Genomic DNA, 18,031 nt, shown 5'->3' on the forward strand with positions numbered 1-18,031 from the left:
TCCGCCGGCAGGTAGAGATCGCCGCCCTCGCGGTATTTCGCCGCCATCGCCGCCATGCCCTCTTTCTGCGCCTCGGCACGGATGTCGTGGGAGATACGCATCGAGCAGAATTTCGGCCCACACATCGAGCAGAAATGTGCCAGCTTGTGCGCCTCCTTGGGCAAGGTCTGGTCGTGGAAGGACCGCGCGGTTTCGGGATCGAGCGACAGATTGAACTGGTCCTCCCAGCGGAACTCGAAGCGCGCTCGGGAAAGGGCATCATCCCTGACTTTCGCCGCCGGATGGCCCTTTGCCAGATCGGCGGCATGGGCGGCGATCTTGTAGGTGATCACGCCAATCTTGACATCGTTGCGATCGGGAAGGCCGAGATGCTCCTTGGGCGTGACATAGCAGAGCATGGCGGTGCCGAACCAGCCGATCATGGCAGCACCGATGCCTGAGGTGATGTGGTCGTAGCCCGGCGCGATGTCGGTCGTCAGCGGTCCAAGCGTATAGAACGGCGCCTCGCCGCAAACGGCGAGCTGCTTGTCCATGTTCTGCTTGATCTTGTGCATCGGCACGTGGCCAGGCCCCTCGATCATCACCTGGCAATCCTTCTCCCAGGCGATCTTCGTCAGCTCGCCAAGCGTTTCCAGCTCGGCGAACTGCGGCGCATCGTTGGCATCGGCGATCGAGCCGGGACGAAGGCCGTCGCCGAGCGAAAAGGAGACGTCATAGGCGCGGCAGATGTCGCAGATCTCCGCGAAGTGCTCGTAGAGGAAGCTTTCCCGGTGATGGTGCAGGCACCATTTTGCCATGATCGAGCCGCCGCGCGAGACGATACCCGTGACCCGGTCAACGGTCAGCGGGATGTAATGCAGCCGCACGCCGGCATGGATGGTGAAATAGTCGACGCCCTGTTCGGCCTGTTCGATCAGCGTGTCGCGGTACACCTCCCAGGTCAGGTCCTCGGCGATGCCGCCGACCTTTTCGAGCGCCTGGTAAAGCGGCACCGTGCCGATCGGCACCGGCGAGTTGCGCACGATCCAGTCGCGGATGTTGTGGATGTTGCGGCCGGTCGACAGGTCCATCACCGTATCGGCGCCCCAGCGGATCGCCCAGACCATCTTTTCGACCTCTTCGGCCATCGAGGAGGTGACAGCGGAGTTGCCGATATTGGCATTGATCTTGACCAGGAAATTGCGGCCGATGATCATCGGCTCACTTTCGGGATGATTGATGTTGGCGGGAATGATTGCCCGCCCGCGCGCCACTTCGTCACGCACGAATTCCGGCGTCACGAAATCGGGAAGCGCCGCGCCGAAGGCTTCGCCGTCGCGCTCAAGCTTGCCGTGCAGGATCTCGCGGCCGAGGTTCTCACGGATGGCGACGAACTCCATTTCTGGCGTGATGATGCCGGCGCGCGCATAGGCAAGCTGTGTCACCGCCTTGCCGGCCTTGGCTCTCAGCGGCCGGTTACGGACTGGAAACTCCGGCGTTAGGCGTTCGCCCGTGAGAAATCCATTGTCTTCGGGCCGGACATGGCGGCCGTCATAGGCCTCGACATCGCCGCGCGCCAAGATCCATTCCTGGCGAAGTCGGGCGAGACCTCTTTCGATGCTGGTTTCGACAGTCGGGTCGGTATAGGGGCCGGACGGATCGTAGACGATGACGGGCGGCTCGCCGGCCGTCGGATGGACGGCAATTTCGCGCATCGGCACTTTGATGTGCGGATAGAGGACGCCGGACTTGTGGATCTTGCGTGAGGCGGGCAGCGGTCCCGTCGACACGGCGGGGGTGAGGGCATTCATCTTGAGGCTCCTTTGCTCATGCATTGGAGACCCAGTTCTGTGCCGGAAGGATGAAAAGACGCTTCTAGCGATCTGCCGAAACAGGACCTCGGGCGTAAACTCCCGCAAAGCGCTTGCACCGTCCCTACGCCAGTATGAACTGGATCAGGTTCAACGGGTCACTGCGCCGCGAAAGCCAGCAGTATCTCAGCCCCTTGCCGGGACTCCCCTGGTGAATACCTCAAATTGAGCGGGCCGGAACTATCTTGTCAAGTGCGTTCGAGCTGCGGCGGTGATCGGCGGGCAATCAAAGCGGGCGGAAAGTCGCGACCGATGACTCTGACGAGGCCGCGGCGGTCGCGCATAAGGTCGGACCGATTGCGGGTCCACGAACAGATCAGCCACGTTCGACCGTTTCGCCCAGCCTGTAGGCCAGCAGCAATCCTTGGAGTACGTTTCCCAAAATGACGCAAAAAAAGGCCCGCTCCGTTTCTGGAGCGAGCCTTTTGGCTTGCGCGGTACTCAGAACCTTGCCGCTACGCGAAAGTTAGCAGCCAATGGTAAAGACCGACTGAATGTCAGGGACCACATCGGTTTGATTCAAATCGGACCACGCACGGTTCCTTTTCAATTCAGGCGTGCGAAATATATAGGCGTGCACAAGTTCGATTGCGCGTTTGAGCAGGTTCCGCCCCCTGTCTTATTCGGCATAGGAGACCGAGGCGGCTAATGACCTCGGTCGACGCGGGCTTCGTGCACATCCCAACAATGCTGCTCCCACGGCCGCGTCGACCACCCCACAACTAATGTTAGCCAGCCGCGGCAAGATACCCAACCGGGATCCGTCAGCAGTGCTGCAAGCCTTCGCGATTGCCTGTGAAACCCGGCTGTTTTGCAACGGAAGGCGGGGCTGACCCCGCCTTTCATATTCCGGGCAGATTATGCCGATGGCTGCTCCGCGCCATAAGGAACCTCGAGCGATTAACTCAGGCTCCGGCCTTCTTGCGGGACTACTTTGCCGCCGCCGGCTTTTCCGGCTCGTTCGGTTTGCGGCCGAGACCCATTGTCTTGGCCAAGGCCGAGCGGGTGGCGGCGTAGTTCGGCGCGACCATGGCATAATCCGAAGGCAGACCCCATTTGGCGCGATAGTCGTCCGGCGTCAGCCCGTAGTGGGTCGACAGATGGCGCTTCAGCGATTTGAATTTCTTCCCGTCGTCAAGACAGATGAGGTAGTTCGGTGTCACCGACTTCCTGATCGACACAGCAGGCTTGAGAGCGTCCGGCATTTCTGCGGAAACGTTGCCGATCGTGCCTTTCAGGGCTGCGTGCACTTGGCCGATCAGGGCAGGGAGCTCGCCTACCGGCACCCGGATTGTTGGAGACATATGCTGAGACGACATCAGCGGTGAACTCGATGAGGGCGTCAATGTTGTTGCCGGCTTCTTCTGTCAGAGGCGGTTTCGCCTAAGCAGTGGTGCCACTTGCTGTGCGCTGTAGTGTGCTGAACTGATCGGGTCTCAATTACGATTGACGTGATTTCTCCAAATGCAGGGGTGACGCAGGGCCACCCTAGCACTGCGCGGGCTAGACGCCCCTTTTGTTGCCCCAGAGCAGAACATGAAGTTGCGGCAGGACGCGCGCGTCAAACCATCTATCACAGGTCACTGTTTCTATTAGCCATTCCATGCGTTTCATTATGCCGTCCATATCAACTTCTTCGCCATAAGGGCGTGGCGGCGTGTGATTGCCAGGCTGCAGATAAACGGGCAGTTGCGGATAGCGCGCGGCGGCATCCTTGGCATAGCCGTAGTCTGTTTCGTCGAACACGACGAGCTTGAGCACGATTTGCGGCTTATCCCGCGCCGCCTCGACGCACGCCTCGAACGCAGTCCAATCGGTCGTCATTTCGCTCGATGGCGGCTTTGGGCTTAGAACCAGGACATCAAGCTCGGCGAACCAGTCTCTGGCCACGGAGCCTTGGGTTTCCAATGCAAAGCGGTAGCCTTCACGATGCCCGCGTTCGATCAGCGCGCCGAGCGGCTGGATAGCCGGATTGCCTCCTGAGAGCGACACCATCACTGGTCGGCCACCCGAAAGCAAATTGACCTCTTGCCAGATCGCGTCTGTGGACATGGTCTTCCATTCATGGCGGAAGCGATTGTCCACCGCATGCAGGCTGTCGCACCAGGAACAGCGATAATCGCACCCGCCCGTTCTTACGAACACCGTGGGCAAGCCGATCAGCATGCCTTCGCCCTGGATGGTCGGCCCAAAAATCTCGCTCACGCGAATTCCGGGATCCAACACGCACGTCATGGCCGGTATTCCGCCCAAGTTTTCGGCGTCTCGCTCACCCGCAGGGCGGAGGTTTGTGGCAGCCGCACCTTGCACCAGTCGTAGAGGTGTTTGGCGAGATATTCCGCCGTGACCTGGTCATGCCCCAGCACGTCGTTCAGGTGACGATGGTCGAGCGTCTCGTCGATGTAATGCTTCAGTGCGGCGAGGTCATGATAGTCGCGCACAAAGCCATGTTCGTTCAATTCGCCACCTGAAAGCTCCACCACGACGATATAGTTGTGGCCATGCAGACGCGCGCACTGATGATCTGGCGGCAAGGAGGTGAGCTGATGCGAGGCCGAGAAGTGGAATTCTTTGGTAATGCGGAACATCACGCGCTCCTTGTCTGGATGGCGTGGAGCCAGAAGTCTGCGTCCTCATAATCTGTCGGGTCGGCAATGCCGGCCAGATCGAATGCTTCGCGCCGTTCGACGCATGTCCCGCAGCGACCGCAATGACGTGCGCCGCCCTTGTAGCAGGACCAAGTCGCCTCGAACGGCGTACCGTACTTTGCCCCCTCGCTGACGATGTCAGCCTTCGACATATTCACATAGGGAGCGTAAAGGCGGATATCGGCATAGCCTGCGAGCGCATGGTTCTGCATCGTCTGAAAGGCATCGACAAATGCGGGCCGGCAATCGGGATAGATGAAATGATCTCCGCCATGGACGGCAGTGGCCACCACATCGGCCTTCTGCGCGGCGGCAACCCCGAAGGCGATAGCCAGCATGATGGCGTTCCTATTCGGCACCACCGTGATCCTCATGGAGTCTTCGGCATAATGCCCGTCGGGCACGTCCACATTATCAGTCAGCGCCGAGCCGCTCAGCTTGCGGCCGACATCGCGGATTTCGACGATCTGGTGCGGAACACCCAGCCGTTTGGCGCAGATAGAGGCAAAACCGAGTTCCTTTTTGTGCCTTTGGCCGTAATCGAACGAAAGCAGGCCAATAAGTTTCTGCTCGGTCGCCACCTTGTGAGCGAGCGAAACAGAGTCCAATCCGCCGGAGCAGATGATGAGGGCATTCATGGTTTGAGTCCTTGTTTTGACCGGGTAAGGCTGCGACCGGAGATTTCTCTGCGCTCCCAGTACTCCAAGGGGGCGGTTTTGTGAATGCGTAAGGTGCAATTTAACGCAACGATTCTGCGGCTCGTGGCGCCCAAAGGGAATACTGCGCAAGTTGTCCTTTATGCGCGATTGGGTGACCAACAGGCAGAAGCAGCTAGTGTTGACTGTGTCGCCGTCGACCGTCGATAGCGCGGCGCCCTCTGGCCGCGGACCTTGAAGCTGCGATGAGAGGCGAAAGAAACGCCCGGGTCAGGTAGCCATCGGCGCTGGCCAAGGGCCGCTTGCAGGCGCTGACGGTCACCTCGATCACACCTGGGCTTGCTTTCAGTTCTGCTTCGCTGTCCCGGCCGCCGTGATCCGACGCGTAGAGTTTATCCGGAGGTCAATTGGGGATTTGTGGCGGAATAACTCGGCGTGGATTGTCAGTATGGGTGCGATCCGAACTACAATGTTGTTCGGCCGGAATCCTCCATGCGCAGCCCGTCATCTGACGGCTCGACAAAGGGCAGCTTTCAATCCTAACGCAGTCGGCCCTACCGCCCACGCCGGCTTTGGCGCAGCACCCATGGTAGGCGCCGCTTCCATCGTCCCCTCGTCGCAAAGGCACATGTTCCTGCCCGCCGCTTCCTTCTAGCGGTCCATCTGACTGCAGCCGATGGGTGCGATGCCTCCGGATCCCACGCTTCCTCGACCACCGCGAGGTGTCGAGACGGTCTTTCGTCGGCGCCGTGCGGCGTATGCGGCGCGCATAATCAGGGCCATGTTTTCGGCACCATCGGCGGATGCTCTCGTAGGAACGACGATCCCGCGATCGCAGCATTTCCTCGACATCGCGCAGGCCAGATTGAAGCGGAACTAGGGCCAGACAGAACGGGTCACGATTTCGCTCGGATAGCGAACATGGACCACGTTAGGTCGGCGGTTTCGCAAGGGAGCGTTGCGGTTTTCGGTATCTTCGAATTTCGCCGCAGACGGGCACCGCAGGAGTTGGTGGGCATCCAAACCGTCAGAGGGCGCCCACTCACTTACCTTCGCAAACTGCCTCTTTCGCGGCTCAAGATCGACCGATCTTTTGTCCAGGATATGCTGACTGATGCCGACTGCGCAGCGATTGTAAGATCATTGATTAAGCTGGCGCATGAGCTTCGAATTGAGGTAACAGCTGAAGGCGTAGAAACTTCCGAACAGCTCGACTATCTGCGTCGCGTCGGCTGCGATGAAGCTCAAGGCTATTTAATCGGGAAGCCTGTCCGGATAGACGACATTCCTAGCATTGCCGCGGAGCCGTCTAGTCCGGACCTAAATACTTGAATTGCAGGCCCGTTGCCCTTCGAACGCTTCACCATGGACGAGGGTCTGTCGAAGGCCGTTCTGGAAGTCTTCGTCACGGTCTACAGGCAAGGCTTGATCTATCGCGATACACGACTGGTCAACTGGGATCCGATGATGCTGACCGCGATTTCGGATATCGAAGTGTTCTCGGCGCGTCCTGCTACTGGTCGCGCGAGCGCTTGTACGCGGCATGCCCAACCGGCCCATCGCCGCCCTGTGGTCGCCGCCGAACGTGAGCGTCTCAGCGAGCCGGAGGGACAAAATGCCAACCACAAGATTGCGTCGGCCCGGATCTGCGAAGCAGCCTAAGGAAGATTTCAAACCCAGGCTCGGCACGCGGCGATAGTCGCGTGCCGTTGCGGTCTCAGGCTCCGCCAGCAGAAAACAAGCGATTTCCTACGTTTGTGGACAGTTCGGCAGAGCAGCTTCAATCCTGGCGCTGTCGACCTACCGCTCAGGCCGGCTCTGGCGCAGCATCCATGGCAGGCGCCGCTTCCATCGTTCACCTCGCGGCAAAGGAACATCTTTCTGCCATCGCTTCCTGCTGCGTGTTCGTCGATTTCCATGCGGTGCGTGCGATGCATCCGGAACCGGTGCTTCCTCAACGGTTGGCGGCTCAGAAAGCGATACGTCAGGCATGCTCAAGCGCCGGGCGTCGGATATTACTTCAGCGGTGGTGAACACGGGCAGAGAACGAACATCTTCGCTTGGAACAATCGGCTGCCGCACCGCGTCATCGGCCGCATCTTTCGTGGTCGCTTTCGCGACATCGTTCGCGACGGCGGCCAGGTCAATGCCGGCCCAGATCGACTCTGGCCGCTTCACCAGGCCACGCTTCTGTTTTATCTCGACGACAAAAGGTCGCTGCTGCTTCATCGCGCTCTCGACTGATTTGGGGGATTTGCGAACGTCGTCTAATCCTATCGTACGCCTTCGTCCACCCGTCCCCACGCATTTATCTAGTCCGCCCCTTTGTCCGCTTCCGGCACGCTCTAGAGAAGCCAGGTCCTGCCGGATAGAATTGCTCGTCGCCTTCTGAAGGGCGGACACAGGATATTGCGTAACTGCTCGTGCGAGATTGATGGTGTTGGCGCAGCCCCAAGCTCGACTGCCGATCATTGGCGTTCGCCTCACCGCTCTGTGCGGTGAGGTAAGTCGCTCGTTGCAACCCGCAGCGGAGCGAAACCCGAGTATATACAAGGGGGGCGGCGAAAAGCCTCTCGCACCGAAACGTGGCTGGCCCGCAACTCCTCGACGAGATGGTCCTGCCGGAAAGGCGCGACCGGCTCCGCCCGACCAGAAACGATCCATGCCGCGAGTGCTGAGCGATGCGGACGGGGAGTGTGTCCACTGCAGTCCTGTTTCATAGACAACTCGCGGCGGCTTGGCAGTCGAGGCTCTTCACGGCGGGGCTGATCGATCGCGCTCGCAGTCAACAATTGCTGAGCCCCAGATTTGTGCCGGCCAGGCTTCAATGACGGGGATGGCGAAAAGCTGAGTGCTCGGGCTTGCGGGCCGAGCTTGTCGGCCGCTCGATGGAAAGTGTCATTTGAGGTGGGGTCTCGGCCGCGTGCAGCTGAAAGACACGCTCGTCCAGTTCCTTGTCCACTTCCGTCAGACGATGATTGATGCGAAGGTAGTCCGTCCAGGTCGGCGTGCGAAACGTTTCTATCCAATGCATAGGCTTCTGCAGGTTCCGCTGGAGCGTCCAGTTCCGAGCACCGACGCGGCTGTGTACATGGCGCCGCTGCCGCATAAGGTCGAGGAAGGCCTCGAGATTTCTCTCGGCTATCAGATATTCGACCTTGACCACGATCGGGCCGCTCCTCGGCTTCAGATTGAGAGAGACAGCTGGGGCATCGAATTCCTCCAGAGGATCGGGCTCGGAGTCGCGGCGCTCGCGAAGAGGAAAGAGAACGCCGGCTGCAGCGACGAACAGCAGGGAGGCAGCGGAACCCTCCAGCGCCCAGGTCAGCGAATGGTTTTCGGCCACCGTGCCCCACACCCAGCTGCCGAGCGCGATGCCGCCGTCTATCAAAGCATAGTAGATCGAGATGGTGCGCCCCACGACCCAGCGCGGGCTCGCCAGCTGCACGCTCACACCAACCCCGGACCAGGCGGTGACCCAGCCCGCGCCGCCCAAGGCGAGTGCAATTGCCGCCACCCCAATCGAAGATGTCAGTGCCAGGGAGAGAGAACACGCCGCACAGGCCACGCATGAGAGCCTCATCAGCCTTTCTTGCGACAAGCTCCGTCTGAACAGGCTGTTGGAGAGGCCGGCGAAGACGGCACCGGTCCCGAAGCCGGCCATGAGGGCGCCATAGGCAAGCGGGCCTCCTCCCAGCTGGTCGCGGACAACCACCGGCAGCAGCGCGAGTATGGCGATGCTCGCCAGGCCAAAGAGGGTTCCGCGCGCAATCGCCGCTTTGATTTCCGATGACATCGCCGTGAAGCGCAGCCCGTCATAGATCGCCGTCCTCATCGACTCGCGTGGAAGAGGGGACGAGCGAACCTTCCACTTGCAGCGCCAAATAGTGGCCAAGGGTACGAAATAGGTGAGCGTGGTCACGGCGAATGCCGCCATAAGGCCAAATGAGGCAACCACAATGCCACCGAGCGCCGGGCCCACAGTCCGGACGGTGTTGAAGCCAACAGAAAGCAGGGTGACGGCAGCGGGAACATCGCGTCGATCCACGATATCGCCAACCGACGCTTGCCAGGCCGGATCATTGAGAGCACCGCCGCTTGCGATCAAGAAGCTGAAGCCGAGGATCATCCACGGACTGACAAAGCCCAGCGCCACGGACCCGGTCAGCATCGCGGACGCAATCACCATAAGGCACCGACCGGCGAACATGACCCGGCGCCGGCTGAAATTGTCGGCGAGAGCCCCGGCAAAGACGGACAGGACGAAAGCGGGCAGGTTCGATGAAGCCTGCACCAACGCAACCATCAGATCGGAAGGCGAGATCGTTGCCATCAGCCAGCTGATGGCAACAGTCTGCATCAACCAGCCGAGGCTTGAAACCTGCGTCGCGAGCCAGATCGAACGAAAGGTGGGCTGCAAAAGTGGCCCAAAGGTCGTTGGTGCAGCCAAATCTTCGTTTGATCCAGCCACCCTACTCATTTTGCGAACCTTTGCTTTCCGTTATTGTCGTTTCCCATGTAATCTAGGCTGAACCGTGGCGGCTGGAAGAATAGAGAGGAACTGTTTGCCTCCGACGAGTGCAGCACAGTTTCCTCGGCATCAGGGTCGCGGCACGCGGGCGTGGGCCGGCTCACTCGCCTTCGAAGATTTCTTGTTAAGGTCGGATTCACTTGTCGCTTAACGCACCAGGCTTCATCAACGCGCACTTTGCCGAGCGATGCCTTTTCGCGAAACGCGACCCTGTTCTTTGTTGAAGACTCATTCATCAGCGGCGTTCGATGCGCTGCGTGTGGCTTAGGGAGAGTGAGGACGCTTGCAGATCTTCGACAGGATCGATTCACTGATAGGCGCAGACGATTGCCGGGCCGCGATCGAAGAGGCGCGCGCCTTGCTACTTCGATTCGAACAAAGGTCTGATGCGCTCACGCATGCGATAGACGACTTTCTGCTCGACCTGATAACGCTGGCTTTCATTGTTGAATGTTACGGACGCGGCTTTGAACTTTTGGCGCGAACGCTGGCCCGTAGAAGACTGGCAAAGGTCAGGCTTTTGTCGGAAGGGGTCGATTCCGCCAGAGAGAAATGACGCCCAAAGCTTGTTGCTAACCGGCTATCGCGCCGCGTTCCGCCACAGTGACGAAGGCAATTGACGACGTTCGACCACCAAAAAATAGGCGGAAAACCGGGGCCCTTTATGAGGCAGACTGGGTGTGGATTGTTCCGCCAATCTGAAAACTGCGGGTCCATTTCGTGGCGTCCGGCCGTCCGCTGGCCTTCATCGCGGCAATCGCCGCCCGCCGCCTCAGATGCCGCCCATGCAGAGGTACTTCATTTCAAGATAGTCTTCGAGGCCGTGGCGGGAACCTTCCCGCCCGATGCCGGACTGTTTGATGCCACCGAAAGGCGCGGCTTCTGAGGACATGCGTCCTGTGTTGATCCCCACCATGCCATATTCCAGCGCCTCGGCCACACGCCAGACACGCTTCAGGTTCGAAGCATAGAAGTAGGCGGCGAGGCCGTATATCGTATCGTTGGCCTCACGCACGGCCTGATCAGCATCCTCAAAGCGGATAATCGGCGCCAAGGGTCCGAAGGTCTCTTCTTGCGCCAGGATCATTTCCCTTGAGACGTTGCTGAGGATCGTCGGCTGGAAAAAGTTGCCATTGCTGCCGATCCGGCCGCCGCCACATCGGATCGCGCCACCTTTGGCCAAGGCATCGGCAATGTGAAGTTCGATCTTGGCCAGTGCATGCCCGTCGATCAGCGGACCGATGGCGACACCTGGATCGAAGCCGTCGCCGACCTGAAGCTCACGGACACGCTCCACGAATTTGGCGACGAATTCGTCATGAACGCCCGACTGGACGTAAAGCCGGTTGGCGGAAACGCAGGTCTGGCCGGCATTGCGAAACTTGGCCTGGATCGCACCGTCGACGGCAGCATCGATGTCGGCATCATCAAAGACGATGAAAGGCGCATTGCCACCCAACTCTAGACCGACTTTCTTGATCTGGTCCGAGCACTGGCGCATGAGCAATCGGCCGACTTCGGTGGAGCCCGTGAAACTGATCTTGCGGACCTTGGGGTTGGAGCAGAGTTCGCGGCCGACCGTATCGCCTTCGGAGGCGTAGATGAGGTTGACGACGCCTTCGGGAAAGCCGGCAAGATGGGCCAGAGCAAACATTGCACCTGCCACCAGGGGCGTCTGTTCAGCAGGTTTGAGCACAATGGTGCAGCCGGCGGCGAGAGCCGGCGAAATCTTGCGCGCAACCATTGAAGCCGGAAAGTTCCAGGGCGTAATCGTACCAACAACGCCGATCGGCTGTTTGATAACCAGCATGCGGCGGTCTGCAGAGGGCGCCGAGATCGTCTCGCCATAGATGCGATTAGCCTCTTCGGCGTACCATTGCAGATACGCGGCCGCATGCGCCACCTCAGACTTCGCTTCGGCTAGTGGCTTGCCCATCTCCGCAGTGAGAATCGCAGCGAGATCGTCGGTGTGGTCGACGATCAGTTGATGCCAGCGCCAGAGAATGTCGCTGCGTTCGCGTGTCAGTGCAGCCCATTCAGGTTGCGCCACGTAGGCTTTGTCGATCGCCGCGCGCGTCTCCTCAACACCCATGTCGGGCAATTCCGCCAGCACCTCGCCGGTCGAAGGGTTTGATACCTCGAAGGTCCGCTCACTTGCTGGGGTGCCAAGAGCCGGCACCTGGTCAATGGCTCCGAACAGCTCGCGCGATTTCAGGTGGCGAAGCAGTGGCTCGTACAGGGGCAACGCGTATCCTCCTCGATGCGTGTTTAAACACGACGTATTTTGGATTTAGCCGCGCGCCTCAGCTATCGCATAGGGCCTCGGTGAAGGGCCACTAGGCCCACTCGGTTCCACTCTGGGCATCGACCCATATCGTTTGAGCTCGCGCAGACGAAGTCACCTGCCGCGCTGTCAAATACTCCAACTGATCGTTGCGGCCAACCGCTCAAGGTTGGATCGTGTGAGCTGAAGCTGCACAGGGCTAATAGCAGCGCGGCGCTATCCCTGATCTACGATCTTGATTTGACGATAAGAGCGCTCCTTGCGCACCATCTCGTACGATTCGATGTAGGCCATCCCAAGAAGGTATCCCAGCAAGTGCAGTTTGTGAGAGGCTGCCACCAGATGCAGTTCTTTGAGATTGGCACTGATGAAGGCAAGTGCCTCGCCACGGTTGGTAACCAGTCCCTTCTTTTTCATAGCACGAACCCTGCTGCCACAATTGACCCCACCTTGATTGAACGCGCTCTCATCAATTCAGATGCTTCTGGACGCATGCTTCGACCGGCACATCCATGCCGATGTCGAGGATTGGCGCGCTATGCGTAAGCCAGCCAACAGAAATGAGGTCGACTCCCGTTGCCGCGATGGCCGGTGCCGTTGCCGGGGTTATGCGCCCCGAGGCCTCGGTGGTCGCGCGGCCGTCGACCATTGCGACCGCCCGGGTGAGTTGCCTGACGGACATATTGTCCAGCAGGATCGCGTCGACCCCGGCGCTTAGCGCGATTTCCAATTGGTCCAGGGTGTCGACCTCAACTTCGACCTTGACCATATGCCCAACGGCGGCGCGCGCGCGCTCAATGGCCGTGCGGATGTCGCCGGCAATGGCGATGTGATTGTCCTTGATGAGCACCGCATCATCGAGCCCGAAGCGATGGTTGGCGCCGCCGCCGGCGCGCACGGCGTATTTTTCCAGCGCGCGCAGGCCGGGCGTTGTCTTTCGCGTGCACACGATCCTTGCTTTCTGTCCACGCACCGCCTCGACGATCTCGGCCGTTGCCGTAGCAATGCCGCTGAGATGGCAGAGAAAATTGAGCGCTGTACGCTCGGCCGCAAGCATCCCACGCGCCGGTCCACTCACCGTTGCAATGGTCTCACCCGCCGCGACCCTGCTGCCGTCCAGGCGTCCAAAACGTATGTCGATCGACGGATCAACAAGCATGAAAGCGTAGGCTACCAGATCAAGCCCAGCGAGAACGCCAGACTGCCGTGCTCTGAACGCAAAGGTGGCCCTGCAGTCAAAAGGCACAATCGCGTCGCTGGTAAGATCGCCGGCTTTGCCGAGATCCTCAAGAAGAGCGCTACGCACGATCGGTTCGATTACGATACCGGGAAGAGGTGGAGGTGACGTCATCAGGCACTCCTTTCCGCGGGCCGCAGACTAAGTTCGGCCGCAACCGTCATTGCTGAGGCGAGGGTCAAGCGCGAAGACCGGGCCTGCGCGCTGCGTGCGGGGAAGTCCGACCTGTAGTGCGAACCGCGGCTTTCCTCGCGCCGAAGCGCTGCAATAGCGATCATCAGCGCGATCAAGGCGGGATCGGAAGCGGCAGTGTTGCGAACCGCGATCGGCAGCAGCGTTTCCACGGTGTCGGATAGAGCTTGCCCGTCCCGTATAACACCGAGCCCATTCGAGACCACGTGGCGAACGGAGGAGGGGTCGGGCCGCGGGGGTGCCGTCGCGACAAGCCTTGGCCACTGCCAGCCTGCAGGAGCGGCAGCTACGCTTTGGGCGACCCATAACGAGGTCGTCACGGCCTCGGTCAGCGAGTTGCTGGCAAGCCGGTTGGCGCCGTGCAGACCGGTGCAGGCAACCTCACCGCAAGCCCACAAGCCCGGCACCGTGCTGCGGCCCGCGGCATCCACGGCCACGCCGCCCATTTGATAATGTGCCGCCGGGCGAACCGGGATCGGCTCGAGGGCAGGATCGATCCCGACGCCCAGGCAATGCCGGGCAACAGCCGGGAAGCGCTTGGCGAATCTGGGGCCAAGGGACTGCCGGGCGTCAAGGTAGACACGATGTCCTGTGGCAAGCTGCTGCCATACGACCCGGGCGACCACATCGCGGGATGCGAGTTCGCCGCCAGGCGTGTTGGACAGAAAGCGGTGCCCACGCTCATTGATCAGGACTGCGCCTTCGCCGCGGACCGCTTCGCTCACCAACGGCATGGGCCGCTGCGAAACGTCGAGCGCGGTCGGGTGGAACTGGATGAATTCCAGATCGGCGAGTTCGGCACCAGCGCAGGCGGCGAGCGCCAGGCCGTGCCCGAATGAGCCGGGCGGGTTAGTCGTGTCTCTGAACAGCGCGCCGATACCGCCGGTTGCAAGAACGACGCGGCGGGTCGGAAAGACAATCGCCTGTGCACTTTTTGCCGCCAGCACGCCGCTGACCGCACCATTTTCCACAATGAGCCGGCGGGCTTCCATGCCTTCCAGAATTGTGATCGAAGGCGTTCGCCTCACAGCGATGATGAGCGCGCGTACAAGCTCGCGGCCCGTAGAGTCTCCCCCGGCATGGACGATCCGGCGACGGGAATGCGCTGCCTCGAGCCCGAGCCGCAGTGTCCCGTCCCACGAGCAGTCGAAGGCGACGCCCAGGTCCATCAAATTCTCAATGGCTCGGTCCGCCGCATTCAAAATACGTCTGACCACACTTTCATCGCAGAGGCCATCACCTGCAGCAAGCGTGTCTGCAAGATGGAGGTCTGGACTGTCGTCAGCGCCGAGGCTTGCCGCCAGCCCGCCTTGCGCGAGTGTGCTGGAGGTTTCGGTCCCGAGCCGCGTCGGGGACAGAAGGTAAACGGGATGCGGCGCCAGATGAAGCGCGGTCATCAGCCCGGCAACGCCAGCGCCGATGATCACGGGCGCTCCCCTGATGTCGCCGACCTCTGGCGTCATACGGCAAGCATCCGCTCGACCGCACGCCGAGCACCATCAACCACTCGAGCATCGATGGTCACGATGTGGCGGGTTTCTTGCAGCGCCGTGCGAATGTTGGCGAGCGTGATACGCTTCATATGCGGACAGAGATTGCAGGGGCGCACGAACTCGACGTCGGGGTGCTCGATGGCCACGTTGTCGCTCATTGAGCATTCGGTCATCAACACGACGCGCGCAGGCTTGTGCCGTCCGACGAAATCCGACATCGCCGCAGTCGAGCCGGCGAAATCGGCAACCGCGACAACTTCCGGCGGGCATTCAGGATGGGCAAGCACGGTAACGCCAGGGTAGGCATCCCGCAGCTCGCCAATGTCGGCTGGCGTGAAGCGCTCATGCACTTCGCAATGGCCGTTCCAGGCGATGATCTCGACCGAAGTCTGTGCCGCGATATTCCTTGCCAGGTACTCGTCGGGCAGCATGATCACCCGCCCCACGCCGAGCGACTCAATGACCGCCAACGCATTGCCCGAAGTGCAGCAGATGTCCGACTCGGCCTTTACGGCGGCGGACGTGTTGACGTAGGTCACGACCGGCACGCCAGGATAGCGTTGCCGCATCAGCCGCACATCGTTCGCCGTGATCGAGTCAGCCAGCGAGCAGCCCGCGCCGAGATCCGGAATGAGCACCGTCTTGTCCGGATTGAGGAGCTTTGCCGTCTCAGCCATAAAATGCACGCCGGCCAGCACGATGATGTCCGCATCGACCGTCATTGCCTTGCGAGCCAGCGCCAGGCTGTCTCCGACGATATCGGCCACGCAGTGGAAGATCTCGGGTGTTTGATAGTTGTGGGCTAGAATGACGGCCTTGCGATCACGCTTGAGCGCCAGAATGGCCTCGACGTCATCGCTGAAAGCTGCCCATTCCACTGGGGGGATGATGCGCTGGACACGCTGATACAGGGACGCGGCCGAAGGTAGCGTGCCACTCACCGGCGCCTCCCGATTATAATCTGTTCGACTATAAGGGGAATATATCTACGTTGACTATAAGCGTGTCAACCCCGGGCCAGCGGCAATTTTGTCCCCGCGACGGCTGTTTCGTCCAGCACGGCATGGCGGAACTGATAGAGCTTGGCCGGCCGGCCGCCCGTATCCAGGGACGTCTCGCCAGTCTCTTCGACCAGCTCTTGCTGCTCGATCAATCGGCGAAAGTTGGGCTTGTTGATCAGCCGGCCTGCCAGGGCTTCCACGGTCCGTTGCAGCTGCAGCAGCGTGAACACAGGAGACATCAGCTCGAAGACAACTGGCCGGTATTTGATCTTCGAGCGCAAGCGCGCAAGGCCGGTCGCCAGGATGCGGCGATGGTCGGCAACCATCGTTGTCCCGGCTGTTGAGTCGGATGCGATCGACCGTTCGTCGCGAGTGGCCTCTGCCACCAGACCCGCCTCGTAAAGCAGCTCATAGCGCTGGAGCGCCAACTCTTCATTCCAGGGCCGGTCCTCGAACGCGAAAGCAATGGCAGCCCGCCGCCGCCGCTCACTGCGCGTCGCATTTTGCTCGGCATCGGCCGCCCAGGCAAGCAGACGCGGCTTCAGAACATCCGCAATCAGTTTCGGCACTCCGAGGCGGTGGTCCTCCCACGGAAAATAATCGTACCAGCTCCGCCAGGCGCAGGTGGATGCGCCGGTGGCATGTTCCTTCCGAGTCAAAGCGAGATAGCTGATGGAAATGACGCGCTGCTGACGCCCGTCATCTGCGCGGTCCCGATCAGCGAACGTATAGAGCTGCTCAATATAGCCAAGGGGATGACCGGTCTGCTGCTCGACCCACGTCCTTAAACCTGACTGCAGCGATCGATGCTCCAGCGCGAACGGCCCCGAGGGCAGGCAATCCCCCTGCCCGATGGTGAGGACCGCTGGCTCACCGTCATTGACGGACACGACAACGGCAATCAGCTCCGCTTCGACTTGCTTGGCCTTGGCGGCGGCCCTACCGTTGCGTGTTGCTTTTGGGCGATCGTCCATGGTTGCCTGGGTTGGGCAGAGTTCCCTGAGAAGCTTCTCAATCGATTTAACCAGCGTGTCGCAGCCCCATTAGCCTGTCAACACCACACTCTCCGTAAAGGCCTAGACCTTCGGTCTACACAAGAGTGTCGCAAACGCGAAGCCGCTCAGCAGTGACGCAAGGGAACTGGACTGGGCGCGAGACAAGAGCCCCGCTTTCGCACTCCTGCTCATTCGAAGCGGCGTCGCAGCTTGCGGAATAAATAGTCAGCAAATTATTGTGCACTGCAATTTCTTCTTCGCATCTGCACAAATTTGTGGCAGATGGCTTCGGGTTGACGTTACGTGAGGGAAGTCGGTGAGCGCAACGCGAGCAATCAGGGCCTTGACCCCACCGGACATTGCGGCACGCAAGGGTGGGACGCCGCTGGTCTGTCTGACTGCCTATACAACGCCCATTGCACAACTGGTCGATGCTCACTGCGATGTCGTGCTTGTCGGTGACAGCGTCGGCATGGTGCTTCACGGCCTGCCTTCGACGCTCGGCGTCACGCTCGAAATTATGATCCTGCACGGCCAGGCGGTGCGGCGGGGCCTCGAACGGGCGCTGATGGTCGTCGACATGCCCTTCGGCTCCTATGAGGAAAGTCCTGAACAGGCTTTTGGCAATGCTGCTCGCGTGATGGCGCAAACTGGCTGCGCGGCGGTCAAGCTTGAAGGCGGCGAAAGCATGGCCGCGACGATACGCTTCCTTGCTGCGCGTGGCGTGCCGGTGATGGCTCATGTGGGGCTGACGCCGCAGGCGGTGAATGCACTCGGCGGCTATCGCGTCCAGGGGCGGGGCGACGATGGTGACCGCATCCAGCGTGATGCGGTCGCGGTGGCCGAAGCTGGCGCCTTCGCGGTCGTGCTGGAGAAGACACCTGAAGCCCTGGCGCGGCGGATCACGCAGGAGATCGCGATCCCGACCATCGGCATTGGCGCCTCGCCGGCCTGCGACGGCCAGATCCTGGTCGTTGACGATATGCTGGGCCTGTTCGGCGCCTTTCGTCCAAAATTCGTCAAGCGATACGCCGAGCTGGGCGAGGCGGCTTCCGCGGCAGTCTCGGCCTACTCCCAGGACGTTCGTGAGCGCCGCTTTCCAGCGGCAGAACACGTGTTCGGGGACGAGCCGAAGACCTGAAAA

The 18,031-nt window shown here is 60.7% G+C and carries 15 protein-coding genes, 2 pseudogenes and 1 riboswitch; of the genes and pseudogenes, 4 read left to right on the forward strand and 13 right to left on the reverse strand.

All coding sequences use genetic code 11. The annotated features are described in order from the left end of the window. The 5 genes and pseudogenes from thiC to queC all read right to left on the reverse strand — a co-directional run. On the reverse strand, nt 1-1,790 hold a 1,790-nt coding region (gene thiC / locus NKJ08_RS24145), incomplete at its 3' end, for a phosphomethylpyrimidine synthase ThiC (protein WP_352783646.1). A 103-nt stretch (nt 1,791-1,893) separates the two neighbouring features. Next, nucleotides 1,894-2,010, reverse strand: a riboswitch (TPP riboswitch). A gap of 769 nt (nt 2,011-2,779) precedes the next feature. Then, nucleotides 2,780-3,221: pseudogene (locus NKJ08_RS24150) on the reverse strand (Ros/MucR family transcriptional regulator). 132 nt (nt 3,222-3,353) lie between these two features. Further along, nucleotides 3,354-4,085: a 7-carboxy-7-deazaguanine synthase QueE gene (gene queE / locus NKJ08_RS24155; protein WP_352783707.1), complete on the reverse strand. Its 732-nt coding sequence runs from the start codon at nt 4,083-4,085 to the stop codon at nt 3,354-3,356. Further along, entirely contained in the window at nt 4,082-4,438 is a 357-nt protein-coding gene (gene queD / locus NKJ08_RS24160; RefSeq protein WP_352783649.1) for a 6-carboxytetrahydropterin synthase QueD, read from the reverse strand. Before queD ends, queE begins: the two co-directional genes overlap by 4 nt. After that, nucleotides 4,438-5,136, reverse strand: coding sequence for a 7-cyano-7-deazaguanine synthase QueC (gene queC / locus NKJ08_RS24165; protein ID WP_352783709.1), 699 nt, complete (start codon nt 5,134-5,136; stop codon nt 4,438-4,440). Before queC ends, queD begins: the two co-directional genes overlap by 1 nt. Nucleotides 5,137-6,075: 939 nt before the next feature. On the opposite strand from queC, the gene NKJ08_RS24170 reads away from it, so the two are divergent. Then, entirely contained in the window at nt 6,076-6,486 is a 411-nt protein-coding gene (locus NKJ08_RS24170) for an EAL domain-containing protein (protein ID WP_502906351.1), read from the forward strand. Nucleotides 6,487-6,507: 21 nt separating this feature from the next. Beyond that, a pseudogene (locus NKJ08_RS24175) lies at nt 6,508-6,657 on the forward strand (class I tRNA ligase family protein); the annotation flags it as partial. Nucleotides 6,658-6,954: 297 nt separating this feature from the next. On the opposite strand, the gene NKJ08_RS24180 reads toward NKJ08_RS24175, so the two are convergent. Continuing rightward, complete coding sequence (locus NKJ08_RS24180; RefSeq protein ID WP_352783652.1) at nt 6,955-7,383, reverse strand: hypothetical protein; 429 nt, start codon at nt 7,381-7,383, stop codon at nt 6,955-6,957. A 595-nt stretch (nt 7,384-7,978) separates the two neighbouring features. Further along, nucleotides 7,979-9,634, reverse strand: coding sequence for an MFS transporter (locus tag NKJ08_RS24190; protein WP_352783653.1), 1,656 nt, complete (start codon nt 9,632-9,634; stop codon nt 7,979-7,981). A 334-nt stretch (nt 9,635-9,968) separates the two neighbouring features. On the opposite strand from NKJ08_RS24190, the gene NKJ08_RS24195 reads away from it, so the two are divergent. Further along, nucleotides 9,969-10,241: a hypothetical protein gene (locus tag NKJ08_RS24195; protein ID WP_023762395.1), complete on the forward strand. Its 273-nt coding sequence runs from the start codon at nt 9,969-9,971 to the stop codon at nt 10,239-10,241. 216 nt (nt 10,242-10,457) lie between these two features. On the opposite strand, the gene NKJ08_RS24200 is transcribed toward NKJ08_RS24195, so the two are convergent. The 6 genes from NKJ08_RS24200 to NKJ08_RS24225 all read right to left on the reverse strand — a co-directional run bounded on the left by NKJ08_RS24200 (nt 10,458) and on the right by NKJ08_RS24225 (nt 16,866). Continuing rightward, nucleotides 10,458-11,930 carry an NAD-dependent succinate-semialdehyde dehydrogenase gene (locus tag NKJ08_RS24200; RefSeq protein ID WP_352783655.1) on the reverse strand — a complete coding sequence of 491 codons (1,473 nt, stop codon included), beginning with the start codon at nt 11,928-11,930 and terminating at the stop codon, nt 10,458-10,460. A gap of 255 nt (nt 11,931-12,185) precedes the next feature. Continuing rightward, nucleotides 12,186-12,386: a hypothetical protein gene (locus NKJ08_RS24205; RefSeq protein WP_352783658.1), complete on the reverse strand. Its 201-nt coding sequence runs from the start codon at nt 12,384-12,386 to the stop codon at nt 12,186-12,188. Nucleotides 12,387-12,438: 52 nt separating this feature from the next. Further along, on the reverse strand, nt 12,439-13,320 hold the full coding sequence (gene nadC, locus NKJ08_RS24210; RefSeq protein ID WP_352783660.1) for a carboxylating nicotinate-nucleotide diphosphorylase: 882 nt from the start codon (nt 13,318-13,320) through the stop codon (nt 12,439-12,441). Further along, nucleotides 13,320-14,861, reverse strand: a complete 1,542-nt coding sequence (locus NKJ08_RS24215) for an L-aspartate oxidase (protein ID WP_352783662.1) — start codon at nt 14,859-14,861, stop codon at nt 13,320-13,322. The genes nadC and NKJ08_RS24215 overlap by 1 nt, the downstream gene beginning before the upstream one ends. After that, a complete protein-coding gene (nadA, locus tag NKJ08_RS24220; RefSeq protein WP_352783664.1) occupies nt 14,858-15,832 on the reverse strand; it encodes a quinolinate synthase NadA in 975 nt (324 codons plus the stop codon). Before nadA ends, NKJ08_RS24215 begins: the two co-directional genes overlap by 4 nt. A 65-nt stretch (nt 15,833-15,897) precedes the next feature. After that, nucleotides 15,898-16,866, reverse strand: coding sequence for an NUDIX hydrolase (locus NKJ08_RS24225; RefSeq protein WP_352783666.1), 969 nt, complete (start codon nt 16,864-16,866; stop codon nt 15,898-15,900). Nucleotides 16,867-17,203: 337 nt separating this feature from the next. Here NKJ08_RS24225 and panB point away from each other — a divergent pair, with 337 nt between their 5' ends. Continuing rightward, nucleotides 17,204-18,028 (forward strand): 3-methyl-2-oxobutanoate hydroxymethyltransferase, encoded by an 825-nt coding sequence (gene panB / locus NKJ08_RS24230; protein WP_352783668.1) that lies wholly within the window; start codon nt 17,204-17,206, stop codon nt 18,026-18,028. Nucleotides 18,029-18,031 lie beyond the last annotated feature (3 nt).

This window comes from Mesorhizobium sp. M0244 (assembly GCF_040321795.1).
In the GTDB taxonomy this organism is placed as follows: Bacteria; Pseudomonadota; Alphaproteobacteria; order Rhizobiales; family Rhizobiaceae; genus Mesorhizobium.